The organism is Gordonia rhizosphera NBRC 16068, from assembly GCF_000298195.1.
Lineage (GTDB): Bacteria > Actinomycetota > Actinomycetes > Mycobacteriales > Mycobacteriaceae > Gordonia > Gordonia rhizosphera.
On sequence record NZ_BAHC01000136.1, the window covers coordinates 1 to 24771 of the forward strand.

The window sequence follows — 24771 nt, forward strand, 5'->3', positions numbered from 1 at the left end:
GTCGGTTTCCGCCCAACGGGTCCACGTCTCGTACCAGCGGCGATAGGCTTCGCGCGCCTGATCTGCGGTGAGCTTCGACGACATCCCCGGCGGGATCTGATCGCGCAGTCTCGGGCCGCGCGTGTCGCTGCGGCCCAAGTTGGCGATGTCATCAAGCCACCCTTTGAGACCGGCCGGAACGGTCGGCGGCTCATCGAGGTTGACCCTTGGAGCCCGGATGACCACATCTCCGGCGGCCGCACCCGCATCGATGTTCAGTGTCGCGGAATCTCGGTACAGCCAGTGGACGCGCTCATGCTTCTCAACGTCCAGGACGGGGCTGGTCCTCGCTTTGACGATCTCCCGAAGGAACTGCATCAACCTGCTGACACGGTCCCGGAGTTCCGCGTCATTCTCCCGACTGCCCACTCATCACCAACCAATTCAGACCGCTTCGATGCGGTGTTCAACAACGCTCACACCGTAACGGGCGATTCGGACAGTCGCGCTGCGGTGGGTGGACATGACGACTCTCGGACTACGGGCCGGTCGTGGTCGACCAATCGCCCAGCTGCGGTGAAATCAGCAGCTCACCTGGGCTGACGATCGTAGCCAGTACTGCGAGAACCACCGCAAATGTGGAATTCACGAATTCAGGCAGCGACCTTCGTACACTGACCGAATGACCCGTTCCGACCCACTCACGCTGGGTCAGAAGCTGGTCGCGCTTCTCGAGGGTGGGCGGCGCTCGGCGACCTACAAGCTCGCAGTCCTGATGGCGCTCCTGGAGCTGAGCGTCGAGTCCGTTCCCGACGATCCGGACGACGCCGTCGACATCGACCTCGACGAGCTGACGGCCCGGGTCATCGAGCTGTACTGGCGTCAGATGCGGCCGCTCGACGGGCATCAGCTGCGGCAATCCAACGACGGCCGCGGAGTAATCTTCACTACCGTCGCCGGTCTTCGGGCAGAACTGACGCGTACCCACCGGACACCGACCGTCGACCTGGTCGTCGCCGAAGGTTCAGACGCCTACGTCGCCGCGCACACCACGGTCAAGCGCACCCTCGTCCGCTACCCGCTCAAGCTGCTACAGAACGTCACCACCCTTACCGACAGCGAACGCTTCCTATACGACGACTCGTGGATGGGCACCGATTCGATGCGGGTCATCGCCGACCACGGCAACAAGCTGCAGCTGTTCCCGGGTGTCTGCACGACGCTGGCCCGCCTCGCCCCGCTGCTGAAACCCGCGTTCCAGCTCGCCTGGGTCGACGACGTACGCCGCATGAACAAGTCTCTGCTGGCCGAGGGCCCCGACATCGCCGACCACCTTTTCGGCGCCGACCGCGTCTCGCTGCTGAAGGCCGGCGACCTCCTTGCGCGCGAGTTCGGGCCGCAGTGCTTCTACTGTTCGACACGATTGACCGCCACCCGGCATGTCGACCACGTGCTGCCGTGGTCCCGGGTCGGGATCGACGGCCTGGCCAACCTGGTACTGGCGTGCCCGTCCTGCAACTCCAACAAGTCCGACCTGCTGCCCTCCCCCACCCACGTCGACCATGCGCTGGGCCGTGGCCAGTCGGTGCTCGACGCGCTCGCCGCCGACATCAACTGGCCGTGCCAGTTCGATCGCGTGGTGTCTGCGGCGCACGGGCTCTACGCGACTCAGCCCGACAGCACACCGATCTGGCTGGGTCGGAAGGACATCGGAGTCCTTGGACGCGTCGACTTCGAATGGCACGCACGCTGACCCGGTTGCGGCACCGATCCGAACCGGACGGCGACTTACCACAAGTGGCATAAACTCTCGCTGTGGATCGCGCCGAGCTCAGCAGACGACGAGAGCGCGCCGGCATGACGCAGTCCCAGCTTGCTGATGCGTGTGGGATGGCCCAGCCGCACATCTCCGCCTACGAGAGCGGCAGACGGACGATCACCCCGGAGGTGGCCGCTCGAGTCGAGGCAGCAACCAGACAGCGTCCGTCGGTCCTGCTCGACCGGTATCGCGACGAGATCCGCGAACTCGTGGCCGCCCACCGAGGCTCAAACATCCGGGTGTTCGGTAGCGCCGCAAAGGGTATCGACACGATCGACAGTGACCTCGATTTACTCGTCACCTTCCTCCCAAACACTCACCTGGGCGAGGTGGGCATCTTGATGTCCGAACTCAGCGACTTGCTCGGCATCGACGTCGACGTGATCAGCGAAGGTGCGCTCATCGATGATCGCTTTTCCCGGCGTGTGCTCGCCGACGCGGTGCCTTTGTGACATCCGACGACATTGGTGAGGCCGCCGGCCACCTCCCGGTTGAGTTCCGGAAAGCCTATGCCGGGACAACCCTGGGATCTGAGCATCGGCATCCGCATTGTTTTCACTCAGCCCGTCCTCCCAACGCCTCCCTGATCGACTCCAGCGGCGCCAACAATCCGTTCGCGCCGCTCGGCACCTCGTCGAGGGCATCCCTCACCCGCTCGACGATGCGTCGCTCATCCCGACTCAGCAGCCCCGCGAAGCGGTCGTCGAGCAACCACGATGCGTCGGTCGCGGCATAGGCGGCGACCACGTCGAGGAAGATCTCCATCTGCCGGACCCGGTCCTTGGTCTCGGCGCCCGCACAGATGAACCAGTCGAATTGCCTGGTCCACAACTGTTGTCTGGCTGCGTGTCCCGATACATCGATGAACGTCCCCTGCCGAGCCTCGGTGCCGTTGGTGCGCAGGTATTCGTCGACCTCCATCGCAAGGCGAATGACGTTGTCGTCGGCCAAGGATGCCCCGACGATCAGCAGGTGCTTGGTCATCAACGTGGCCTGCAGGAGCGATCCGGCCGGCCGGGACCGGGCGTCGAAGAGCACGAAGTCGCGTCGGGTGAGCACGATGCTCTCGGGCTTGCGAAGATCGCCGTGCAGTTTGAGGAGCCATGGCCGTCCCACTTCGACGGGTTCCCACGGCAGCACCGACGGCGCTCGGTGGCCTGTCTGTGACACGGCGAGCTCGACCAGCCCGTCGTAGTTGGTGCTGATCGCCTCATGCGCACCCAGTCCCGCCAGAAGACCATGTGCAAGTGAGATTTTCGTCGGTGTTCCGAGGATCTCGGCGACCACCTCGCCGAGTACCTGCGGCTCGACTGCGTGCTTGAGGAGTTCGGCGGTATCCAGGCTCCCGAGCTTCTTCATCGGTTCGAGGTCGACACCGGCGCGGTCGGCGATCATCTGCAGCAGTTGATCCCACGACGGCAACCCGGCGGCCATGCTGACGCCGGCGCCGAGGAACAGCGCCAGGTGTCCGTCCCGGGCGAGACGGCCGAGTCGTCTGGCTTCGTCGAGCGCGTCGTCGGGCAGCACCCAGGGCAGCGGCGTGGCACCCATATCCGACATCGACCGGCGACGATGCTGGGCCGCGCTGAAAACCGACCGATCCGGGGTCACGAGGACGATGTCGACGCCGTGCTGACCGACCGAGTGCAACAGCGCGTGCAGCAAGGTGTCGAGCACGCGACCGCGGTGGGCCCCTTGACCTCCGTACCCGATGCCGAGCACCGGAATCGCGATGCGGGGCACCGCCCGCGATTCCGCCGCCGTCAGTCCCGCCATGACGATGGCCCGCACAGTCCGTTGGACCCGCTTGCCGAGGTGTTCGCCCTCGACGGCATCGTCGTCGAAGACGCTCAGGAACCACACTGCGTCGTCGGCGCGGCTCTGACCGAATCCCAGTTCCCATCCCCATCCGTCGGGCTTGGCCTGTCGGGGATCACCGGTGATCGGATGCCAGTGCGGCTCGACCCGGAAGTCGGAGTCCGTCGGGATGATCACCGCGTCGACGTCGAGGTTCTCGATGCGACCATGAAGGACGAAGAGGTGGCCGGGCTCGTGGGTGTCGTTCACGGGACGATTCTAGGAGCGGGCTGTTCTGACGAGAGTCAATCTCGAACTGAGTAGGTCAGAGGGTCCGTGGCGGCCACGTTCATCCCATTGCCGCGCCTTGTCAACACTCGCCCCATGACCGCGGGCCGAAACAGCGAGGCGGGCGGGGCGACGAGTTGCTGAACCTCCGTCCACGCGGCGTTCACCCGATCGTCTCCTGCTGAGGCGCGCATGACCCGCTGGATGTAGCGCGACACCAGACCATGTCCGGGCGGTCGCCGGCCACGGGTGTCGGGGTAGACGAAGTCTCCGCCGGTGGCGATCGTCCACGGATTGTTCACCACCGTGGCCAGGCGTGCCGCGATCCGGCCTTCGACGCCTGGACCAACGCCGTGGTGCGCAACCTCCTCACCCAGTGCTTTCGCCTGCAGCAGTGCCGAACTCATCCCCTGTCCGTAGATCGGGTTGAAGCTGGCGACCGCGTCGCCGACGGCCACATACCCCGGTGTGGACACCTGGTCCCAGCGGCGGCGAAGGCTCGACCGGAAGGTGTAGCGGCGGGGCTCCTCGAGGAACGGGCGCTCGAGGAACGGCGCGACCACGGGGTCGGCGAGGGTGCGGGCGAAAGCCTGCGCGCCGTCGGGGTCGGTCGGTGGGCTGTCGCCGAAGTAGCCACCTAGGATCACCTGCCAGCGATCGGCATCCATCGGCAGCAGCCCACCGATCCGCGGCAACGTGGGCGTGTTCTGCACCAGGATCAGCTCGCCGAGCTCCGCGTCGGCGGCGTGGCGTTCGATGACGAACCCGGTGTACTTGAGATCGACACCGACCTCGGTGATCGGCGGCTCGGGCACCTCGACAGCGCGCCGGAACGGCCCGGCGCGTCCGGTGGCATCGATGACCAGGTCGGCGTGCAACGACGGCCCGTTCTTGATACCGACCCCGACCAACCGGCCGGCGTCGTCGCGGATACCCCGGTTGACGACTCCCTGAACCACAGTGACCGACCGCAACGCCCGCACCCGGCGCCGCAGTTCGGGTTCGATCAACCGACGCCCGCACCTGGCGCGGGGGAATCCCAGATCGGGCAACACCAGGTGTCGTCGCGCGACACCCGCGGCATGCCAGTACACCGGCATACGGGTCGGGTCCGGCCCGCCCGATGCCGCGCCCTGCTCGAGCAGCGAGGCATGGAACCCGTCGAACAACTCCTCGAGCACCACGCTGCCCGCCATGACCATCGCGTGTGGGAGCAGGCCTTGCGGCGCCACACTGCCCACCGCGGCGTCGGCGCGTTCGATCACCACGACCTCGTCGACCACCGGGGCGAGGACCGCGGCCACCGCGAGTCCGCCGATACTCCCGCCGACGACGACTACCCGAGTGCTCATGATCCAGCCTTTCGTAGCAGTGTTACGTTATGTCGTTACGTTACGCTGTTCCGCTAGCCTGTCAATATGGGTAGGCCGAAGATTCACGACGACGCCACGGCCGAGCACCTGCTCACCGTGGCCGCCGACCTCATGGACGCGCAGGGGCAGGCGGCGCTGTCGGTGCGCCGGGTCGCCGACGCCGCGCACACCAGTCATCGAGCGGTCTACGCCCTGTTCGGTTCCATGCAGGGGCTGCTCGACGCGCTGGCCACCTTCGGCTACCGCGACCTCGCCACCCGGGTCGGCGAGCTGACCCCCACCGACGACCCGGTCGCCGACCTGGTACGCGCCGGAGTGGTGGGCTTTCGCGGGTTCGCCACCAGCCGGCCCGCGCTGTTCCGCCTCACCTTCGACGAGATCTCCCCCGCTGCCCTGCAACAGGATCGGGTCGTCGAGGCCGCGATCGCCAGCTACGACGCGCTGGCCGCCTGGGTCGCCCGGGTGCGTGACGCCGGGCTCATCCACCCGTCCCGCAGCGACGCCGACTGTATCTTCGCCTTTCACGCCACCTGCCAGGGACTGGCCGGCTGCGAACTCGCCGCACAGCCACCGCCTGCGGGGCCCGGTTTCTGGCGGGGTGTCGCTCCCAGCGATTTCGACGCCGTCTGGGGAGACACACTCAGATCGGTGGTTAGCGGGTTCGCTATGCCGCGCTGAATCAGACCTTCGGTCCGCACAGGTTCGCGCTCGATATTGCGACACATCGCCGTGACCTTCCCGCAGGCGACGCGCTCATATGGCAGGGACCTGTTACGACCGGCCGCGGGGGCATACTCCCTCTATGAAGACTCTTACGATCGCCACCGTGTTCGGCTTCGCTGCTCTGCTGTCTGGATGCACCGAAACCGCGGCCGACAACTCGGCGGTTTCGTCCACCGTAGTCGAGTCACCGCGAGCTCAATCCTCTTCCTCAGCCACAAGGACAGCATCTTCCGTTGCGACCCAAGCCCCTGAACCGGTGTTCTCGACGACGATGGTGCGGGCACATGGGATTACGAAGGTGAATAAGGGAGGACAGTCGAATGTCCGGTTCGTCGCAGGCAGCCGAGACGCCGCCGTTATCGAGAAGCTGGCTTTAGAGTGCGTCGATCACTTCGCCCACGAGACGAAGGCGGCGTACTGCTATGCGTACGGAACGCAGGCAGACTACGAAGTCAAGACGCCAGACTGGACACCCGCCTTCGACGAGACAATCTACGGTGGGTCTCGACCGTGCTGGATTGTTCAGGCCGGACAATCACTGAACGACGCCGACAGGGGCGATGATCCGTCGATCGTGGCGGGTCCGATTGAATCGGCTTATACATCCGGCCCCTGCCCAGGTGGCGTCCGATTCCCAAAATGACACCGACTTCCGCCCTAGATCTGATGGAAGCGGGTCTGGGCTTCTGGCCGGGGCGTCGGACCAGTGATTTCTACGTTGTCTGGCAGGACACCCTCCGATCGGTGGTCAACGCGTTCACTGCAGCGCGCTGACTCGAATCGGCCATCTACGCGATTCGCACGCTCGTCCGGCGGGCACCCGTGCGCCAAGCGAGCAAACGTGAGTGAAGCGGAGATCACGGGTGACTGGACGCGTCGCAGTACGTGGAACGTCCGCGGAAGCAAGGTCGGGTGCGCCGATAATCGCTCGGCAGACGCCCCTACCGAACCTCCGCCCGATGACCGGCAGCGACGACCACAGCTCCGATCCCTGCCGCGACTGCGAACACCAACCACAGCTCGACCTTCACGAGCAGCGCACCGACTAACGCGCCCAACAAGATCGACGTGATCGCGGCGAGTCGCCGGTTCAAAATCGTTGCCCGACTCGGCCGGGCGAACATGTCGACGGCCCAGACCGTGATCGTCGATGTCACGACCACGGTGGTCACATCGGCGACGCCCACCTTGCGTGCTGCGGCGGCTTGCATGCCCATGGCGCAGGCCGTCAGTGCTGCGGCGACGATCGCCGGGGCTGAATCTGCGGGCGTGACCGCGATGAGTATCGCGGTGGCTGCGACCAGCATGACTGAGACCGCTGCGACGGCCGTGAGTCGTGGACTCCATCCCGCCGGGCTCGAACGCATGGCGAGGCCCGCGATTCCTGCGCCGAAGATGAAGGTGCCCAACGCGAGTGCGGGACCGAGCACGGGCAGGCCGTCGGCGCCGGCGGCGCCCATGCCGAGGACCACGACGTTGCCCGTCATGTTGCCGACAAACACCTTGTCGAGACCGAGATAGCCACCGGAGTCGACGAGGCCGGTGACGAAGGTGAGGGCGAGCATCAGGGCGAGGTGGCGGGAGGGGGAGTCCAGTGCGGCGAATTTGCTTGTTGGGGTTCGGCGTTGAGTGGGTGTGAGTGTCACGGGGTGGCCCTTCGTGACGCACGCTCCTTCGTCGCGGGCTCCTCAGGGATCAGTTGGGCTTCGGCGACGAGGGCGACTTCGACGGGGGAACCGCCGGGGAGGGCATAGACGCCGACGGCGCGGCGGGCGGGTAGGCCGTCGAGGCCGAACACGGCGGCCAGCACGTCGGAGGCACCGTCGGCGACCGCCGAGAGTGCGGTGAAGTTGCTGTCGCAGGCGATGTATACGGTCATCTCTGCACAGCGGAGCGATTCCCCCGGAGCAACCAGCGAGCGCGCGGCAACCAGCGCATTCCGCACAGCAACCGCGGCGGCCTCGCGTGCCTGAACCACATCGACATCGACACCTACGCGACCGGTCAGCAGCAACTGGCCGTCAGATCGCGGCGTCATCCCGGCCGTCCGAATCGTCGACCCTACCCGGGTCGCCGGAACGTACCGGCCCTGCGGTGTCGGAACGGCAACGGCGAGGCTCTCATTCGAGGCCAAGTGCGACTCCTTCTTGTCGGGGATCGCTGCCGCCGAGCAGGAATCCCTGGGCGTCCACGGAAATGACCTGGGCGCTACCGGGTTCCCCGAGCGGCGCAATGTCGCGCACTGCGTGGCCGCGACGACGCAGTTCATCGCGGGTCTCGGCGGCGACGGTGGTCTCGATCCGGATTTCCTGGTCCTTGCCGATCGTGTTGGCATCTGACCCGGGGAACACGGTGAACCGCGGCGCCGACACCGCTTCTTGGGGGTCGAGGCCGTGATCGAGCAGATGCGAGAGCACCTGCATGTTCCACTGGACCTGTCCGTCGCCGCCGGGGGTGTTGCCGACGGCCACCAGACGGCCGGCGTCGTCGGTGGCGACCCAGGCGTTCAAGGTGTGCAACGGCTTTCGCCGGGGTTTCACCTCGTTCGGATGGCCGTCGATCAGGTAGGCGCCCCGGCCGAGGCGGTTGTTCAGCACGATCCCGGTGCCGGGGACGCTGAACTTCGCTCCGAAGGTGAAGGCCAGCGAGTGGATGAAGCTGACCGAGCGGCCCTCGTCGTCGACGACGACCAGCGAGGTCGTATCGCCGCCGGTCACCGTGAACTCGCGCGACCCGACGGAACGCGACGCCAGCGCCACACGTCCTTCAGAAACGGCCGCAGGAGAAAGCACCCGATCCGCACCGTCGTTGTCGGAGCCGCAGAACGCGAACCGATCCTCGAACGACAACCGCGCCGCGACGGCCATCCGCTCGATCGCATCGGCACTCATCCACGGGGTCATGCCGAGTTCCGGCCCGCACAGCTGCGCCTGCTGCAGCACCATCCACCCCGCCGACGGCAGCGGCGTCTGGTGGATCACCGCACCGCCATACCTCGCACTGAGGGCCGCCTCCGGAGCAACCGAACCCGCAGCCTGCCACTCGTCACCGGAGAACGGCGCACCACCCAGAGTCAAAGCCTCGACACACCGCTCGGCCAGTTCACCAGTGTAGAACGACCGCGGATCAGTCGCGAGCCGGCGGATCGTGGCAGCCAGCTCGGGCTGGGCGCGACGCGATCCGACCAGCGGTACGCGGCCGGAATCGGTGAACGCCTGAGACAGGTTGTTGTCCAGCTGAATCGACCCAAGAGCCTCGCGAACGTCGTCCCGCGTCTTCGCCGAGCACGGCAGTCCTCGCTCCGCGATCCGCGCGGCCGGCTCCCACAGCTCAGACAAACTTCGAGTGGCTCCCCCGGCGTGCAGCGCCGCCAGCGCCGCCGGAGCCCCGGGGACGGCGACGGCGAGCGGTCCGTCGAGCGGGATCGACGTCAAGCCTTGTGCGCGATAGAAGTCGGGGGTGCCGCCGTCGGGTCCGTAGCCGCTACCGTTGACCGTCCACACCGATCCGTCCGGTTCGGAGACGACGGCGAACGCGTCGCCGCCGATGCCGCACTGTCCGGGCAGGGTCATCCAGGTGATGGCCGCGGCGGCGAGTGCGGCGTCGATCGCGTTCCCGCCCGACGCCAGCACCTGGAGTCCCGCAGCGCTGGCCAGCGGATGGCTGGTGGCCACCATCCCGCGGGTGGCCATGGTGGGCGGGCGGTGCGCGGCCGCGGTCATGAGGTGGCCCGGAGCTTCCTGCGCCGCGGGCCCTCCGGCGGCTCGGCCGGGTCGATACCGACGAAGATCTCGCCGTCACGCTCCTGGCACGGATAGGTCTTGATCGGCTCGGTGGCCGGCGGGCAGATCGGCTCGCCCGTCTCCAAGTCGAAAGTGCTTCCGTGACAGGAACATCCGATGCCGTCCTGCACGAGTTTCCCCGAGGAGAGCAGGCAGTCCAGGTGTGAGCAGTAGTTGGAGGTCGCGTATGCCTTGCCGTCGAGACGGGAGATGGCGAACTCGTACCCCTCGGAGTAGAAACGCCGCACGATGCCTTCCGGCACCTGACCCGACCGGGCAACCCGCTTGAATTCCATGGCTTTTCCTTCTGTGGTGAATGTCTGTGTCCGTCAGCCCGATGGCGTCAGGTAGATGGTCTTCTCGGACTGGTAGAACTGCATCATCGAATCGCCGGCCTGTTCCTTGAACGTCTGGGTGCTCGACGCCTTGTAGCCGCCGAACGGTGCGTTCATCGCCATCCCGGTGGTGGGCTGGTTGATCTTCACCAGACCGGTCTGCGACTGGTGGGCGAAGTCCATGGCGCGCTGCAGATCCCGGGTTATGATCGCGGCACTCATGCCGAACCGGGTGGCGTTGGCCAGCTCGAGCGCCTCGGCATGGTCGCGGGCGCGCTGCACGGCCAGCACCGGACCGAAGATCTCCTCACGGACGATCCGCATATCCGGAGTGGCATCGGTGAAGACGACGGGACGGGCGAAGAAGCCTGCGCGATCGTCCATTGCCGGCTCGGGCGTACGCAACACCGCGCCCTCCGCCAGTCCGGCGGCGACGTATTCGCGGTACTTGTTCAGCTGGGCGGCGCTGGCGAGCGGTCCCATGGTGACGTCGCTGTCCAATCCCGAACCGACGACGAGCTTTTCGGCCCGCGCGACGACGGCGTAGACGAGTGCGTCGTGGATCTCGTCGACCACGATGAGCCGGCTGGTGCCGGTGCACGCCTGCCCCGAGAGCCCGAACGCACCCTTGACGACGGTCGCGGCGGCCATCTCGATGTCGGCGTCGCCGAGCACGACGGTGGGATTCTTGCCGCCCATCTCCAGCTGGGCGCGGCGCTGGGGCCCGACCTGCTGGTGGATGGCATGGCCGACGTCGGTGGAGCCGGTGAAGGTCACCGCATCGACCCGGTCATCGGCGGCGACGGCCGCGCCGGCAACTCCTCCGCCCTGCACCAAAGCGATGGCGCCAGTGGGCAATCCGCCAGCCAGCAGGGCCTCGACCAGACGCTGCCCCATCAACGGCGTGATCTCGGACGGCTTGAACAGCACGGTGTTTCCGGCCGCCAGGGCGGGCCCGATCTTGCGGGACGGGATGTTCAGCGGGAAGTTCCACGGGGTGATCGCGCCGACGCAGCCGACCGGTTCGCGCACGGTGTAGACGAGCGTGTTCCCGGCCGCGGGGTAGGTGCTGCCACCCGATCGCACGGCCTCAGCAGCGTAGAACCGCAGGTTCATCGGTGTGCGGCCGACCTCCATGGTTGCCTCGGCGCGGGTCTTGCCCTCCTCGCGGATCATCTCCTCGATCAACTGCGGCGCGCGGGATTCGAGATGATCTGCCGCGGCCTCCAGGATGCGGGCGCGCCGTTCCGGCGGTGTGGCGGCCCACTCCGGTCCGGTCTTCACCAGGCCGTCGACGGCGGCGTGCACGTCGTCGGCGGCGGAGTCGGGGAAGGTGCCGACGATCTGGCCGGGATCGGCGGGGTTCACGCTCTCGAAGGTAGCGCCGGAGGCGGCGGGAAGCCATTGTCCGCCGATGAAGTTGGCGCCGCTGATCGCTTGCTGGGTCATGCCAGTACTCCTTCCTCGCCGAGTTCCCAGAGGTCGAGGTCCTCGTCGGAGAGCATGGCGCGGTCGAATGGTCGGCCGAGCATTTCGCGGGCGGCCATGATGTCCTCGCCGCGGTCGATGGCGAAGGCGGCGGTCAGGTGTCCGTCGCGGAGGTAGAAGGCGGAGAACTCGCGGTCGTCGACGCTGCCGCGGAACACCAGGTCGTCGGCGCCCTGATGGTGTCCGGTGAACTGGATGTTGAACTCGTATTGATCCGACCAGAACCAGTGAGCGCTGTCGTCGGGCTTCTCCTCGCCGAGGATGGCTCGCGCGACGACGGAACCCTGGCGGTTGGCGTTGTCGACGTGCTCCACGCGCACGTGCCGGCCGGCGGCCTCCGAGTAGCGGGCGGCGACGTCGCCGACCGCGTAGATGCCCGGCTGCGAGGTGCGGCCGACGGTGTCGACGACGATGCCGTTGTCGACGTGCAGTCCGGCGGCGACGGCCAGTTCGGTGCTGGGTTCGATGCCGATGCCGATCACCACGTCGTCGACGTCGAGGACGGTGCCGTCCGACAGGGACAGTTGCAGTCCCGAGGACCCGTCAGCAACCGATTCGACGCCGACGCCGCAACGCAGGTCCACGCCGTTGCTGCGGTGCAGGTCTGCACAGAGTCCGGCGATCTGCGCGCCGAGGCGCGGCTCGAGGATCTGTCGTCCGGCCTCGACGACGGTCACGTCGAGGCCGAATCCTCGAGCGGTGGCGGCGATCTCGAGTCCGATGAATCCGCCGCCGACGACGGCGAGTCGACTTCCGGCACGCAGCCGGTCCCGGAGCCGGACGGCGTCGTCGAAGGTGCGGAGGTAGTGGACACGCGGCGAGGAGCCGACCGCGAATCCCGGCAGCTCTCGGGGCCGGCCGCCGGTTGCGAGCACGACGGCGTCGGCGGTCAGCGTCTCCCCGCCCACAAGGCTCAGTGTGCGGGTAGTGGGGTCGATCGCCTCGACGCGGGTGCCGGTGCGGATGGTGATGTCGTTGTCGGCGATGACCTTCGGGGTCAGCAGTGCCAAAGACGCGTCGTCGGCGGTGCCGGCCAGGAATTCCTTCGACAGCGGGGGCCGCTGGTACGGGGCATGTGATTCCTCACCGAGAAGCGTGATGGCGCCGTCGAATCCGCGTCGGCGCAGGGTGCGGGCGGTGACCGTCGAGGCGTGGCCGGTCCCGACGATCGCGACACTGGTGATGCTCATGAGATGTTCCTCTGCTGGGTGTCACCGGTGCGGGGCGACAGGTCCACGTGGATGGTGTCGTCGACCACCCGCACCTGGTAGGTGGGCTGGCAGACGTCCTGATCGGGTTCGTAGCCGGTTTCCAGGTCGAACTGCCATTGGTGGCCGGGGCAGATGACGCGGCCGTGCAGCATCGTGCCCTTGGACAACGACCGGTTCCTCTGGTGCACGCACAGGTCGTCGAAGGCGTACACGTTTTCGCCGGCGGCGAACAGGGTGATCGCGCGGCCTTCCAGTTCGACACGTAACTTGCGGCGGCGCTTGAGTTCTCGCGTGGTGGCGGCCGCCACCCAGTGGCCTGTCTCCAGGACGGCCTGCGAATCGTCTGCCATGTGGTCACTTCCCTCCGTGGCGGCTCGCCGTGAGGGCCTGAACTGTGCAGGCCCTCATGGCAATCCGGTGGTGTCATGCGCCGGACAGTTCCAGGTCGGGGGCGACGTAGGTGTCGTAGAGACCCTTGGTGTAGGAGAAACGCATCTCCGCACCCCACCGCACCAGCTGCAGGCAACGTTCCTGCAGCTGCGGGGTGTCGGCGCAGTCGAGCACGATCTGGTAGCCACGCTCGCCGTGCACCACGTCGGAGGTGATATGCAGGTCGAAGAACTCGATCTCGTCCTCGGTGAAGCCGTAGACCTCACGCAGCGGGACGATCTGCTTCTTGTAGATGCTCGGCACCTGCGACTCCAGGCCGACGACGAGCGCCGCGGTGGCGACCACGAAGTGCTCACGCTGCGACACCGCGTAGCACCACGACTGCAGGCCGCGGGTGATGGCGTTCATGTTGTTCGGATCTTCGATCCGCTCCTTGGTGGTGCCGCAGGCCTCGCCGAACTTGATGAGCAGGTCTGTGTGCCGGATGTCGGCCAGTTCCTCCTCGTACATGTTCTGCAGGGTGAAGTCCTTGGCGTCGGTGAAGTGATCGGGGGTGTTGGCATAGATGTTGGCCAGGTAGTCGGCGAACGGTCCGACGTAGTGGTAGTGGTTCTCCGCCCAGCGGGCGAAGTGCTCCTTGGTGAGCGTGCCGTCGGCCCACGCCTTGCTGAACGAGGCGTTCTTGGCCTCGCGGCCCTTGATCGCGTTCTCGAGCGCCGCCCGGAACTCGTCGCGTCCCATGAGAGCAGTCATGGTCGAAGTCCTTTCGAAAGTGGTATCAGGAGTTGATGATTGGGCTGGATAGTTGACCGCAACGTTGCGGATCGAATCGAAAGGCCCTCACCCGGAGAGCGTTTCGATATCGGTGAGACTAGGAGCGGCCCGCCGGTCGCGGCCACGGTCACTGTGTCGGTGAATCGCGCCCGGATCGGGTCAGAGTGCACGGCTCAGCTGACGCCGGCGGAGACGACGGCCTCGAATTCGGCGAGCATGGCCGCGCCGACCGCCTTGTCCTGCTCGCCGTTGCCGCCGCTGATGCCGATGCCGCCGACGATCTGCCCCTCGTGGACGAGCGGGAACCCACCAACGAAGGTGGCGAACTTGCCAGGCAGCATGTGCGAGATGCCGAAGGCCTCGTTACCGGGCAGCGCGGGACCGTTCGGCGGTTCGTTGAACAGGTGGGTGGCGCGCTCGTGCCCGGCGGCGGTGTAGGCCTTGGCCATCGAGATCTCCACGCCGGTGATGCGGGCGCCCGGAAGGCGGTGCAGCGCAATGACGTTGCCGCCGTCATCGCAGACGCACAGGGTCTGCTTGACGCCGATCTCGGCGGCCTTGGCGGCGCCGGCGGCCAGGATCGGGAGTGCGTCGTCGAGCGTGATGCGCAGAATCCGGTGCATATGAGTCAACCTTCGATCGCGGGGTGGGACTGGGGTCTGTCGCCGTCGATGTGCGGCGTGATGACCATGAAACCGGATGAGCCGCGATCGCGAACCTGTCAAGATGACCCGAGAATCCCCGTCTGGTTGACTATTGTGCACATAGTGATGGACGGATTGCCTTGGTATCTGATTCAGGTACCGCTACAAGCACCGACGGCCTCGACAGCCGACAGCCTCGGCGAAAGCAGGTCCCCATGGAACCGCACCCCCGACTGACCCTCGGCGGCCTCCTCGACGAGACGCTCATGGAAGGCGCCCGCGTGATCTCCGACCACGCCGATCCGGCCGCGCCAGTGACCTGGGCGTTGCCGTTCGCCGAGGTGATGACCCGCTACGACGACCTCGCCGCCACCGTCGTCTACGCCCGGCCCGAGTCGCTGGCCGCGAAACCGACGAGCATGAGTTCGCTGGCCGCGCGCGGCGCGTCGGCGATAATCGTCGACGGTCCGCTCCCGCCCGCGGTCACCCGAGACCAGATCCCCGCCGGCCTGGTCGTCATCGAGATGGGCTTCCCGATCGGCTTCTCCGCGCTCAACCGTCTGCTCGCCGAACGCACCCTGACCCAGGAAGTGCACGTCATGCGGTACGCGACGCATGTGCACCAGTCGCTGGCCGGGCTGCTGCACCGCGGCGCCGGCATGACGACGCTGCTGCGGGAGGTGTCGGCGCTGTCGCACTCGCCCGCGCTGGTGTTCGACGCGCGCTGCGACATCGTCGCCGCCAACGGCCTGGAGAAGGCGACACTCGAACTCGTCGCGGGGCCGCTGCGAGATCGGCTCACCGGACGCGAGGACGTCCGCGACCACCACGATGCGGCGACGATGACGGTGGAGACCCCGGACGGCGAGTGGACCAGCACCGTCGCCCCCATCCGGCTCGGCAAGTACTTCGAGGGCTGGGTGGTGATCCTGCACCGCGGCGACCGGCCCGGCGACCACGACCTAGCCCAGCACGAAGTGGTCGCGACCCAGGCGACGGCGATCATCGGCTCGGAGATGTTGCGACAGCGCAGCGTCGAGGAAGCCGAGGAACGCGCCCGCGGGGACTTCGTGCAGGCCCTGGTGCACGGCGGATTCGGCACCGAGTACGAGATGTGCACGCGCGCCGAGTATCACGACATCGACCTCGACGCGACATTCGCGGTATTCGCGACCCGCGCCCTGGGGTCCCGCGCGGACGGGGCCGAACCGCAGGCGGACCGCACACTGTTGCGGCTGGCCCGGTATGCGGCGAGTCTGTTGCCACACAAGGATGTTCGGTCGTACCTCGCGGTGCTCGGCGACATCGTGGTGGTGGTCCGCACGGTCCGCGGCTCCACGCCCGCCGAGATCGACGACGAGGTCCGGGAGTATGCGGTGGCGATGGCCGACGACCTCACCTCCCGCGGGCACGCATTGTCGGCGGTGGCGTACGGTGCGGCGGCGGTCGGGGCCACGCAGATCCGGGAGAGCTACCGGGAGGCGCGCGTCGCCCTCGACATCGCCGCTCGCATGCACATCACGGGCGCGGTCGCCTATCAGGATCTGCGCTCGTTCGGGGTGCTCGAGCAGATCGCCGACACCGAACGCAGCCGTCAATTCACCGCCGACGTCCTCGGGCCGATCCGGCTGGGCACGGAGCTGCACACCATCCTGCTCGCCTACCTCGAACACGGCGGCAATGTGAACGCGGCCGCGCGGGCGCTGAACATGCATCGCAACACGATGCTGTCCAAGCTGGACCGGTTGTCGCGGGCGGTCGGCTGCGACATCCGGGTGCCGGAGAACCAGTTCACCGTGTGGCTGGCGCTGCGGCTGGAGCTGCTCGACAGCCTCGGGTCGTCGCTGGCCCGCGAGATGAGTTACCGCTGACCCGCGAGCGCGGGTTCGGGCGGTTCGACCGTCTCCGGGTTGGAGCCGAGGAACGACGCCGCCAGACCGATCGCGGCTATCACGGTGGTGACCGCGAACAGCGCCGGATAGTCCCAGTGCTGCAACGCCACCGACACCCAGGCGGCGCTCAAAGCTGAACCACCGAAGCGGAGCAGGTTGAACAACCCCAGTCCGGTGCCCTGCGCGCCGGCCGCTGATCGGGTGGAGCCCGCGGCCGCGGGCGTCTGGACCAGAGCCACCCCGATGCCGGTGAGGACGAGCACCGCGGCGAGCCATCCGAGCGGCACCGTCACCGCGGTGACCACGGCCAACAGGGTCTGCGCGAGGATCAGCGTGATCAGCCCGGACCGCAGGATCGGGCGGGCGCCGAGCCGGTCGCTCACGCGGCCGACCGGGGGTGCGAGCAACGCCATCGTCGCGGGCAGCGCGAAGAGCAGGATGCCGGCGACCGTGGTGCTGGCGCCGTGGGCCAGCGCGTACAGCGGGATCGCGAGCAGCGTCGCCCCCAGCGCGAACATCTGCGCGAACGCCGCACAGGCACTGCGCGCGAACCGCGGCTCGACGACCGCCCGCATGTCGATGAACGGGACGGGGACACGCAGGCAGTGCCACACGGCGTAGGCCAGGAGGACGACAGCGGCGCCGAGCAGTGCGGGCACGATCCAGGGCGACGTCGAGTCGGCACCGACCAGCGTGACGCCGAGGATCAGTAACGCCGCCCCGAGGGTCAGCGTGGCAGCACCGACGACATCGAGGCGCATCGTCTGGCCCGGGTAACGCGGCACACTGCGCAGCGTCAGAACCAGCCCGACCAGCGCGATCGGCGCCAGCGGAACGAACACCCAGCGCCATCCCGCGGCGTCGGCGAGCAGGCCGCCGACCGACGGTCCGACCGCCTGCCCGATGCCGTTGACGCTGGCCCACGCCCCGACCGCGCGGGCCCGACGGTGCGGTCCGAACAGCCACGCGATCAGTCCCATCACCGCCGGGGCGAACACCGCGGCGGCGAGACCGGCCATCGCGCGCCAGGCGATGAGGATCTCCAGAGTGGGCGCGGTCGCGGCGCCCAGCGAACAGACCGCGGTCAGGGCAAGCGCGGCGCAGTAGATACGGCGGCGCCCGAAGCGGTCGCCGACGTATCCGGCGAGCGGCATCGCGGCGGCGAAGGTGAGCAGGAAACCGACGACGACGAGGATGCCGCTGCCGAGCGGGGCGTCGAAGTCGGCAAGGATGTCCGAGAGCGGCACGTTGACCACACCGTTGCTGAGGGTCCCGACGAAGGTGCCGGTCAAGAGCGCCGCCAGAGCCACCGGGGTGCCGGCGTCGTCGCCCGGGATTGTGCCGTGCTCGGCTCGGCGTACCGTCATCTCTTCCTCTGCTCGCGCGGGATTCTCCGAAACCACCGTCGGACTCTCTGACTTCTCGTCACGATGTTTCCACTCGGACGGGGGGAGACGAACTCGTGACGAAGGTCAGAGTGCACAGGGAATTGGTGGCACCGTGTACACAGTGCCCATCGACATCGTCCGGTGATTTTGAGCCGTGACCAGGGCGGAAACAGCCAGTTCCCTTCCGAGTTACATCGCGGTCACAGACCCGGACAACACTGCGGAAAACGTTCACTGTGCACACGAAACCGGGAGATTCCGTGTGCATCGTATTGATTGACCGGTCGGAGTGGCGGGGGGATTGTCTTCACCACCACAGCCCCTTTCGTTCACTCTCCCGTTAAGGATTCAGCACTGTGCAGCCCATAGATCTCACCGCCGCCCACTGGGTGTACCTGGCCGGCGTCATCGTCATCATCGCCACGATGGTGATGCGCAAGAACATCGTCGTTCCAGCCGTCATCGCGACATTCCTGACGGCGTTCGCGTTCTCCGACAGCATCGTCACGGCGATCGCGTCGATCTTCAACGCGAGCCTCGTTGCCGCGAAAGAGTTGTTCAACATCTTCCTGATCATCGCGCTGGTCACCGCCATGCTCGGCGGGCTGCGCCAGATGGGCGCCGACCGCTTGATGATCGCGCCGTTCCGCAAGGTGATGCGGAGTCCGACCAGCAGTTTCGTCGTCCTCGCCGTCGTCACCTATGTGATCTCACTGTTCTTCTGGCCGACGCCGGCGGTGCCGCTGGTGGGTGCCGTGCTGATCCCGGTGGCCATTCGCGCCGGGCTCTCGCCGATGTCGGTGGGCATGGTGATCGCCATCGCCGGGCAGGGTATGGCGCTGTCGTCGGACTACGTGATGAAGGTGGCGCCGGGTATCTCGGCGAAAGCAGCCGGGATCGACCCCGACGCGGTCGCCGACAAGTCGCTCATCCTGTCGCTCATCGTCGGCGGCGTCGCCTTCCTGATCACGTTCGTCATGCAGCGGCGTACCTGGCGCGCACCGTCGGCGGAGCTGCTGACCGAGTGGGAGAACGAGGCCGACCGGCATGTCGCCACCGTGGAGGCTGCCGACTCGGAGGCTCTGGAAAACAGTGGGACGGAAGCGTCGTCCGGCGGAACCGGTTCGGGTTCGATCGTCCGGTCGTCCGGCGGTTCCGACGGCGGTGTCACGACGACGGGCGGATCGACCGGCACTGCCGTGCTCGACCACGGGACGCCGTCCGACGATGGCGGGAATGGAATCGAGCGCACCCGCAAGGCGATGATCTTCGCGGTCCTGGTGCCGCTGGTGTACTTCGTCTTCATCGCCTATCTCGTGCTGGGCAAGATCGGTGTCGTCCCCGAACTGAAGGGCGGAGACGCTGCCGCGATGGTCGGCGGTATCGCCGCGCTGCTGCTGTTCGCGGTGTGCGCCGCCGACGAACCGAGCAAGTTCCTCGAGACGACGGCCGAGCACCTCGTCGACGGTTTGGTCTTCGCATTCAAGGCCATGGGCATCGTGCTCCCGATCGCCGGGTTCTTCCTCATCGGCAGCGCCGACTACGCCGGCCAGATCCTCGGCCTCTCCGATGATGCGACGGCTCCCGCGTTCCTCTACGACCTGGTCACCGCCGGGGAGGCGCACCTGCCGAACATCCCGATCTTCACCAGCTTCGGTGTCCTGCTCGTCGGTCTCGTCGCCGGTCTCGAGGGTTCCGGCTTCAGCGGCCTGCCACTCACCGGTGCACTGGCCGGTGCGCTCGCCCCCGGTTCCGGCATCGACCCCGCCACGCTGGCCGCGATCGGTCAGATGGGCAACATCTGGTCCGGCGGCGGCACTCTGGTCGCGTGGTCGTCGCTGGTCGCGGTCGCCGGCTTCGCCCGGGTCCCCGTCATCAGCCTGGCCCGGAAGTGCTTCCTACCGGTGATCAGCGGGTTGATCATCTCGACGGTGATCGCGACGTACTTGTTGTAGGCCGCACCCTGATCGAACCGATGGCCCACTGCACTGGCGAGAGTGCGGTGGGTTCTCGGTGTTTGGGGCCCAGGTGTGTGCTGGTCCCGGGGCCCTGTCGTCTGCGATTGGGTGCGCATACCCTCAAGCCATCGCCGACATCACTTCCGTTGAACGGAACGCTGCTCTTGCCAGATCCATGGTTGCCGACGTTGCCTTACGGGCATGCTGCCGCCATTGACTCCCAGGGCCAACCACTACGGCCACGATGTGGCCTCGCTGGTACCGAGCGCGAACGGGCTGACGGGGATCGTCGAGCTGTCACCGGGTCACGACGAGATCTGGCGCCGGGCCAAGAAGTATCTCGCCGTTCGCGACAATGACGTCCACACGCTGTATGCCTACGGCATCGGACACGCTCTGGTGTCGCAGCAGCCCGACGCCGATCCCGACGTGGTGCTGCCCGCGATCCTCCTGCATGACACCGGCTGGTCGCAGGTACCCGAAGACGACGTCCTGTCGGCCATCGCTCCGGGCGCCGGACGCAAAGACCTGGTCTTGCAGCACGAACGCGAAGGCGCCCGCATCGCACAATCGATCCTCGACGAGGTCGGCTGGGACGCCGACCGGACCAGCGAAATCGTCGCCATCGTCGACGGCCACGATTCCCGCCGCGAGGCCGTATCCCTCAACGACGCGCTGATGAAAGACGCGGACAAGATCTGGCGCCTCACCCCGCACGGCGTCGACACGGTGATGAACTGGTTCGGATTGACACGCGAGGAGGCGCATCGTCTGATCGCCAGCCGCGTTCACGACCACCTTCTCAGCGACACCGGCCGGGCCTTCGCGCGCCTTCTCGCCGCGATCGTGTCGATCGACACCGATCCCGAGCGTGTGGCCCTCGGCTGAGGATGCCGCGTAGCCTGGCGCCGTGGCGAACGCGAAGCGCGGCGACGGCCGCACCGTCACGTCGAAGGTGCTCGCGATGCTGTCCGCCTTCGAGGAGGTCGGCGGCGCCCTGACGCTGAGCGAACTGGCTCAGCACGCCGACATCCCGCTGCCCACCGCGCATCGACTGGCCGCCGAGCTGGTCGAGTGGGGCGCGTTGGAGCGCACCCCACACGGCAGGTACGTGGTCGGCCTGCGCCTCTGGGAGGTCTCACAGAACGCCGGCCGTCAACTGCGCGACGCCGCCCGGCCATTCCTCCAGGACCTGTTCTCGCTCACCCAGGAGACCGCTCACATCGCGGTGCGCGACGGCCGCGACGCGCTCTACATCGACCGCGTGTACGGCTCCACCCGCGTACCCCGCGCATCCCGGGTCGGTGGACGGCTCCCTCTGCACGCGACCGCGGTCGGCAAGGTACTGCTCGCCTACGAGGAGGACTGGGTTCGTGAGGCCTACCTCTCGGCGCGACTCGAGGGACCGACTCGTCGCACCCACGTCCAACCCGAGCAGCTCTCCGCCGAGCTCGACCGGGTCCGCGCGCAGGGGTACGCCGTCACCCTCGAGGAGGTACGCGAGGGGTCCTGTTCGATCGCGGTGCCCGTGCACACCAGCCCACTGCCGTCGGCGCTGGGCCTGGTGATGCCCTCCACCAAGGCCACGCAGATGGAGCGACACCTACCCGCGCTGCGCGGCGTCGCCGGCCGCATCGAGGCGGCTGTCCGGATCCCCCAGTCGGCGCCCGGGGTCCGCGGTCCCCGACGGCCGCTGACAAAATAACCCACTTCCGTTGAATGGAAGTTGCGCATAGACCGCGGGCTGTGCTTGTCATCACTATGTGTGTGCGGAACCGATCCGCATCACGTCACACAGGAGGTGCCGATGACACGCACAGAGGCCGCGCCCCGATCGGGTGGGAATCCCGCCACCGGCGCGGGGTGCCCGGTGCACCACGGCTACGAACCCTTCAACCAGAACAACCCGTTCGTGTCGTATGCGGCTCTTCGTGCCGAGGAGCCCGTCATGTACGACGAGCGGATCGGCTACTGGGTGGTCACCCGCTACGACGACGTCAAAGCGGTCTTCAACGACTGGGAGACCTTCAGCAGCGAGAACGCCCAGGCGCCCGTCCGTGAGCGTGGCCCCGAGGCCAAACGGATCATGGAGGAAGGCGGGTTCACCGCGTACTCGGGATTGTCCGCGCGCATCCCGCCGGAGCACACCCGCATCCGCAAGATCGTCCAGACCGCGTTCACCCCGCGCCGCTACAAGGCCCTCGAGCCGGCGATCCGCGCCAACGTCGTGGCCCAGCTCGACGCGATGCTCGCACGCGACACCAAGACCGGCGACCTGCTCCGCGACCTCGCCTACGACGTCCCGACCATCACGATCCTCACCCTGATCGGCGCCGACGTCACGCAGGTCGACACCTACAAACGCTGGTCCGATTCGCGCGCCGCGATGACCTGGGGCAACCTCTCCGACGACGAGCAGATACCGCACGCACACAATCTCGTCGACTACTGGAACGAATGCCTGCGACTGGTCGCCGACGCCCACGAGAACGACCGCGACAGCCTCGTCGGCGATCTCGTCCGGGCTCAGCACGAGGGTCAGGAGATCTCCGATCACGAGATCGCGTCGGTCTGCTACAGCCTGCTGTTCGCCGGCCACGAAACCACCACCACCCTGATCTCGAACACCCTGCGCGTTCTGCTCTCACATCCCGATCAATGGCAGCAGCTGATCGATGACCCCACGAAGATCCCGGCGGCCGTCGAGGAGGTCCTCCGCTACAGCCCTTCGATCGTGGCATGGAGGCGCAAGGCCCTGGTGGACACCACCGTCGGGGGTGTGAACATCCCGGCCGGCGCCCAACTGCTGCTCGTGATGGGATCGGCCAATCGGGACGCCGCGCATTTCGAGGATCCGGAATCGTTCGACATCAACCGCGCCAATGCCCGCACTCACCTCGCGTTCGGCTACGGCATCCACTACTGCCTGGGCAACATGCTCGCCAAGCTGCAGGACAAGATCGTCGTCCAGGAGGTCATCAACCACGCCCCCCGACTGCGCCTGATCGATCCCGACGCCATCACCTTCGGCGACAACCTGTCGTTCCGCGCCCCCACTTCTGTTCCCGTCACCTGGGAGGACTGACCAGACATGACCACCAACCCCTACGTGACCTTCTTCGATTCCGGAGAGACCCCGACCCTCGAATCGCTGGGCGGCAAGTGTGCCTCACTCGTCACCTTGACGGCGGCCGGGATGCCCGTCCCGCCGGGATTCGCGGTGACCACCGCGGCCTATTCCGAGTTCGCCGACCAGAGTGGGCTCAAGGCGAAGATCGAGACCTCGCTGGCTCATCTCGACGCCGATGACGTCGTGGCCGTGGACTCGGTGTCGGCCAGCATCCGCGATCACATCCGCTCGTGCGCCGTGCCGACCGCCATCCGCGAATCGGTCGTCAACGCCTATCAATCGCTGCAATCCCGGTTCACCGCTCCGGCACCCGTCGCTGTCCGGTCATCGGCGACGGCCGAGGATCTTCCCGGCGCGAGTTTCGCCGGACAGCAGGACACCTACCTGTGGTTGTCCGGCCTGCAGGCGGTGCTCGACCACATCCGGGAATGCTGGGCGTCGCTGTACACCAGTCGCGCGATCATCTACCGGCTCAAGAACGATATCCCCGACGACGGACTCGCCATGGCCGTCGCCGTGCAGAAGATGGTCAACTCCCAGACCTCAGGCGTGGCGATGACCATGAACCCCACGACCGGCGACCGGTCCAAGATCACCATCGACGCCTCCTATGGCGTCGGCGAGATGGTCGTCAGCGGACAGGTGACCCCGGACAACATCGTGGTCGACAAGGTCATGCTCTCGCTCGTCAGCGAGACCATCGGAGCCAAGCACCACGAACTCGTGCCCGACGCGACCACCGGCCGCCTGGTGGCGCGCGAGGTCGCGGCCGAACGCCGCTGCCGCCGGTCGATCTCCGACGAAGAGGTAGTCGCCATCGCCACGATGGCCAAACGTGCCGAAAAGCACTACGGGTGTCCGCAGGACATCGAGTGGGCCATCGACCGTGATCTCCCCGAGGGCCAAGGGCTGCTGCTTCTGCAGGCCCGACCCGAAACCGTCCATTCCACCAAACCTCCCGTCGCCGCGCCCGCCACACCGGTCACCGTCGGTGCATCGACCTCACCCACCGGATTCCTCAGCGGGATCACCTCCTCCCTCACCATGAACAGGAAGAACGCATGACGACCACGCAGGAACCCATCGACACCGCCCGGATGAAGTCCTTCCCGAAGCCCTCCGATCTGCCCGTACCCGCGGGCGCCGAAGGCTGGGAGAAGCTCTACCCGTACAACCTGGTGTTCCAGAACCTCAGCGGTGGCGAGGACGAGAAGTTCTGGTTCTGCGACAGCCAGCACTGGCCGACGGTGTTCAAACCGTTCGAGACCATCGGTGGCGAGTTCGCCGTGAAGTGCTTGGGCCAGTACAACACTCGACACCTGCTCATCCCGCCGGCCAACGGTATCGAGTTCAAGATCCATCTCGGCTACCTCTACATGTCGCCGGTCGCCGTGCCCGAGGACCAGATCGCCGCTCGGGTCCCCGAGTTCGAGCGTCGTGCCAGTCACTACTTCCAGAACTGGGACAGCCTTCTCAACGCCTGGCGCGACAAGGTTCGGGGAACCATCGACGAGATGGAATCGCTGAGCTTCCAGCCACTTCCGGACATGGTTCCCTTCGATGACATCGTCTCCGGCAAGGCCAAGGACGGGTCCGAGGTCCTCATGGAGAACTACGACAGGCTGATCCAGCTCTGTTATCAGAACTGGCAGTATCACTTCGAGTTCCTCAACCTCGGCTACCTGGCATACCTGGACTTCTTCGGCTTCTGCAAGCAGGTCTTCCCCGGCATTCCCGACCAGGCGATCGCCAAGATGGTCCAGGGCGTGGACATGGAATTGTTCCGGCCGGACGACGAGC

General features: G+C 67.0%; 23 protein-coding genes and 1 pseudogene. 11 read left to right on the top strand and 13 right to left on the bottom strand.

All coding sequences use genetic code 11. From position 1 onward, the window contains the following. Positions 1-357 (bottom strand): hypothetical protein (locus GORHZ_RS17175; RefSeq protein WP_373279612.1); only part of this gene is annotated, 357 nt, incomplete at its 3' end. A 304-nt stretch (positions 358-661) separates the two neighbouring features. On the opposite strand from GORHZ_RS17175, the gene GORHZ_RS17180 reads away from it, so the two are divergent. Together GORHZ_RS17180 and GORHZ_RS17185 are read left to right on the top strand one after the other, a co-directional pair. Further along, positions 662-1732, top strand: a complete 1071-nt coding sequence (locus tag GORHZ_RS17180) for an HNH endonuclease (protein WP_006335097.1) — start codon at positions 662-664, stop codon at positions 1730-1732. 62 nt (positions 1733-1794) lie between these two features. After that, complete coding sequence (locus GORHZ_RS17185; RefSeq protein WP_083877335.1) at positions 1795-2250, top strand: helix-turn-helix domain-containing protein; 456 nt, start codon at positions 1795-1797, stop codon at positions 2248-2250. Positions 2251-2353: 103 nt separating this feature from the next. On the opposite strand, the gene GORHZ_RS17190 is transcribed toward GORHZ_RS17185, so the two are convergent. Both GORHZ_RS17190 and GORHZ_RS17195 read right to left on the bottom strand, forming a co-directional pair. Then, a complete protein-coding gene (locus GORHZ_RS17190) occupies positions 2354-3865 on the bottom strand; it encodes an SIR2 family protein (RefSeq protein ID WP_006335102.1) in 1512 nt (503 codons plus the stop codon). Positions 3866-3900: 35 nt separating this feature from the next. Next, positions 3901-5235 carry an FAD-dependent oxidoreductase gene (locus GORHZ_RS17195; RefSeq protein WP_006335103.1) on the bottom strand — a complete coding sequence of 445 codons (1335 nt, stop codon included), beginning with the start codon at positions 5233-5235 and terminating at the stop codon, positions 3901-3903. 66 nt (positions 5236-5301) lie between these two features. Here GORHZ_RS17195 and GORHZ_RS29555 point away from each other — a divergent pair, with 66 nt between their 5' ends. Beyond that, on the top strand, positions 5302-5934 hold the full coding sequence (locus GORHZ_RS29555) for a TetR/AcrR family transcriptional regulator (RefSeq protein WP_006335104.1): 633 nt from the start codon (positions 5302-5304) through the stop codon (positions 5932-5934). A gap of 124 nt (positions 5935-6058) precedes the next feature. Then, a complete protein-coding gene (locus tag GORHZ_RS30930) occupies positions 6059-6622 on the top strand; it encodes a hypothetical protein (protein WP_157205238.1) in 564 nt (187 codons plus the stop codon). Positions 6623-6920: 298 nt separating this feature from the next. Here GORHZ_RS30930 and GORHZ_RS17205 read toward each other — a convergent pair whose 3' ends face one another. From GORHZ_RS17205 to GORHZ_RS17245, 9 genes are all read right to left on the bottom strand, one after another. Beyond that, on the bottom strand, positions 6921-7625 hold the full coding sequence (locus GORHZ_RS17205) for a YoaK family protein (protein ID WP_006335110.1): 705 nt from the start codon (positions 7623-7625) through the stop codon (positions 6921-6923). Continuing rightward, a complete protein-coding gene (locus tag GORHZ_RS17210) occupies positions 7622-8113 on the bottom strand; it encodes a RidA family protein (RefSeq protein ID WP_157205239.1) in 492 nt (163 codons plus the stop codon). The genes GORHZ_RS17205 and GORHZ_RS17210 overlap by 4 nt, the downstream gene beginning before the upstream one ends. Next, complete coding sequence (locus GORHZ_RS31725; protein ID WP_006335113.1) at positions 8100-9701, bottom strand: gamma-glutamyltransferase family protein; 1602 nt, start codon at positions 9699-9701, stop codon at positions 8100-8102. The genes GORHZ_RS17210 and GORHZ_RS31725 overlap by 14 nt, the downstream gene beginning before the upstream one ends. After that, complete coding sequence (locus tag GORHZ_RS17220) at positions 9698-10057, bottom strand: Rieske (2Fe-2S) protein (RefSeq protein ID WP_006335114.1); 360 nt, start codon at positions 10055-10057, stop codon at positions 9698-9700. The genes GORHZ_RS31725 and GORHZ_RS17220 overlap by 4 nt, the downstream gene beginning before the upstream one ends. Positions 10058-10090: 33 nt before the next feature. Continuing rightward, entirely contained in the window at positions 10091-11545 is a 1455-nt protein-coding gene (locus GORHZ_RS17225; RefSeq protein ID WP_006335115.1) for an aldehyde dehydrogenase family protein, read from the bottom strand. Next, positions 11542-12774, bottom strand: a complete 1233-nt coding sequence (locus GORHZ_RS17230; protein ID WP_006335120.1) for an NAD(P)/FAD-dependent oxidoreductase — start codon at positions 12772-12774, stop codon at positions 11542-11544. Before GORHZ_RS17230 ends, GORHZ_RS17225 begins: the two co-directional genes overlap by 4 nt. Next, the gene (locus tag GORHZ_RS17235) at positions 12771-13145 is read right to left on the bottom strand and encodes a Rieske (2Fe-2S) protein (protein WP_006335121.1); all 375 of its coding nucleotides are present in this window, start codon (positions 13143-13145) and stop codon (positions 12771-12773) included. The genes GORHZ_RS17230 and GORHZ_RS17235 overlap by 4 nt, the downstream gene beginning before the upstream one ends. A gap of 73 nt (positions 13146-13218) precedes the next feature. Next, complete coding sequence (locus GORHZ_RS17240; protein WP_006335123.1) at positions 13219-13938, bottom strand: iron-containing redox enzyme family protein; 720 nt, start codon at positions 13936-13938, stop codon at positions 13219-13221. Between the two features lie 194 nt (positions 13939-14132). Continuing rightward, positions 14133-14582: a GlcG/HbpS family heme-binding protein gene (locus GORHZ_RS17245; RefSeq protein ID WP_006335125.1), complete on the bottom strand. Its 450-nt coding sequence runs from the start codon at positions 14580-14582 to the stop codon at positions 14133-14135. A gap of 236 nt (positions 14583-14818) precedes the next feature. Here GORHZ_RS17245 and GORHZ_RS17250 point away from each other — a divergent pair, with 236 nt between their 5' ends. Continuing rightward, a complete protein-coding gene (locus GORHZ_RS17250) occupies positions 14819-16474 on the top strand; it encodes a PucR family transcriptional regulator (protein WP_006335127.1) in 1656 nt (551 codons plus the stop codon). Here the strand turns inward: GORHZ_RS17250 and GORHZ_RS17255 are convergent. Further along, positions 16465-17862 (bottom strand): MFS transporter, encoded by a 1398-nt coding sequence (locus tag GORHZ_RS17255; protein WP_006335129.1) that lies wholly within the window; start codon positions 17860-17862, stop codon positions 16465-16467. The two genes, GORHZ_RS17250 and GORHZ_RS17255, sit on opposite strands and share 10 nt — an antisense overlap. 377 nt (positions 17863-18239) lie before the next feature. On the opposite strand from GORHZ_RS17255, the gene GORHZ_RS17260 reads away from it, so the two are divergent. The 6 genes and pseudogenes from GORHZ_RS17260 to GORHZ_RS17285 form a co-directional block, all read left to right on the top strand. Further along, positions 18240-19838: a hypothetical protein gene (locus tag GORHZ_RS17260; protein WP_006335133.1), complete on the top strand. Its 1599-nt coding sequence runs from the start codon at positions 18240-18242 to the stop codon at positions 19836-19838. A 204-nt stretch (positions 19839-20042) separates the two neighbouring features. Beyond that, positions 20043-20729, top strand: coding sequence for an HD domain-containing protein (locus GORHZ_RS17265; RefSeq protein WP_006335134.1), 687 nt, complete (start codon positions 20043-20045; stop codon positions 20727-20729). 22 nt (positions 20730-20751) lie between these two features. Further along, complete coding sequence (locus GORHZ_RS17270) at positions 20752-21546, top strand: IclR family transcriptional regulator (protein WP_006335138.1); 795 nt, start codon at positions 20752-20754, stop codon at positions 21544-21546. A gap of 102 nt (positions 21547-21648) precedes the next feature. Next, a complete protein-coding gene (locus GORHZ_RS17275) occupies positions 21649-22926 on the top strand; it encodes a cytochrome P450 (RefSeq protein WP_006335139.1) in 1278 nt (425 codons plus the stop codon). Positions 22927-22932: 6 nt separating this feature from the next. Further along, a complete protein-coding gene (locus GORHZ_RS17280) occupies positions 22933-24036 on the top strand; it encodes a PEP/pyruvate-binding domain-containing protein (RefSeq protein ID WP_006335140.1) in 1104 nt (367 codons plus the stop codon). Next, positions 24033-24771, top strand: a pseudogene (locus GORHZ_RS17285) (PEP-utilizing enzyme); the annotation flags it as partial. The gene GORHZ_RS17280 and the pseudogene GORHZ_RS17285, both read left to right, overlap by 4 nt.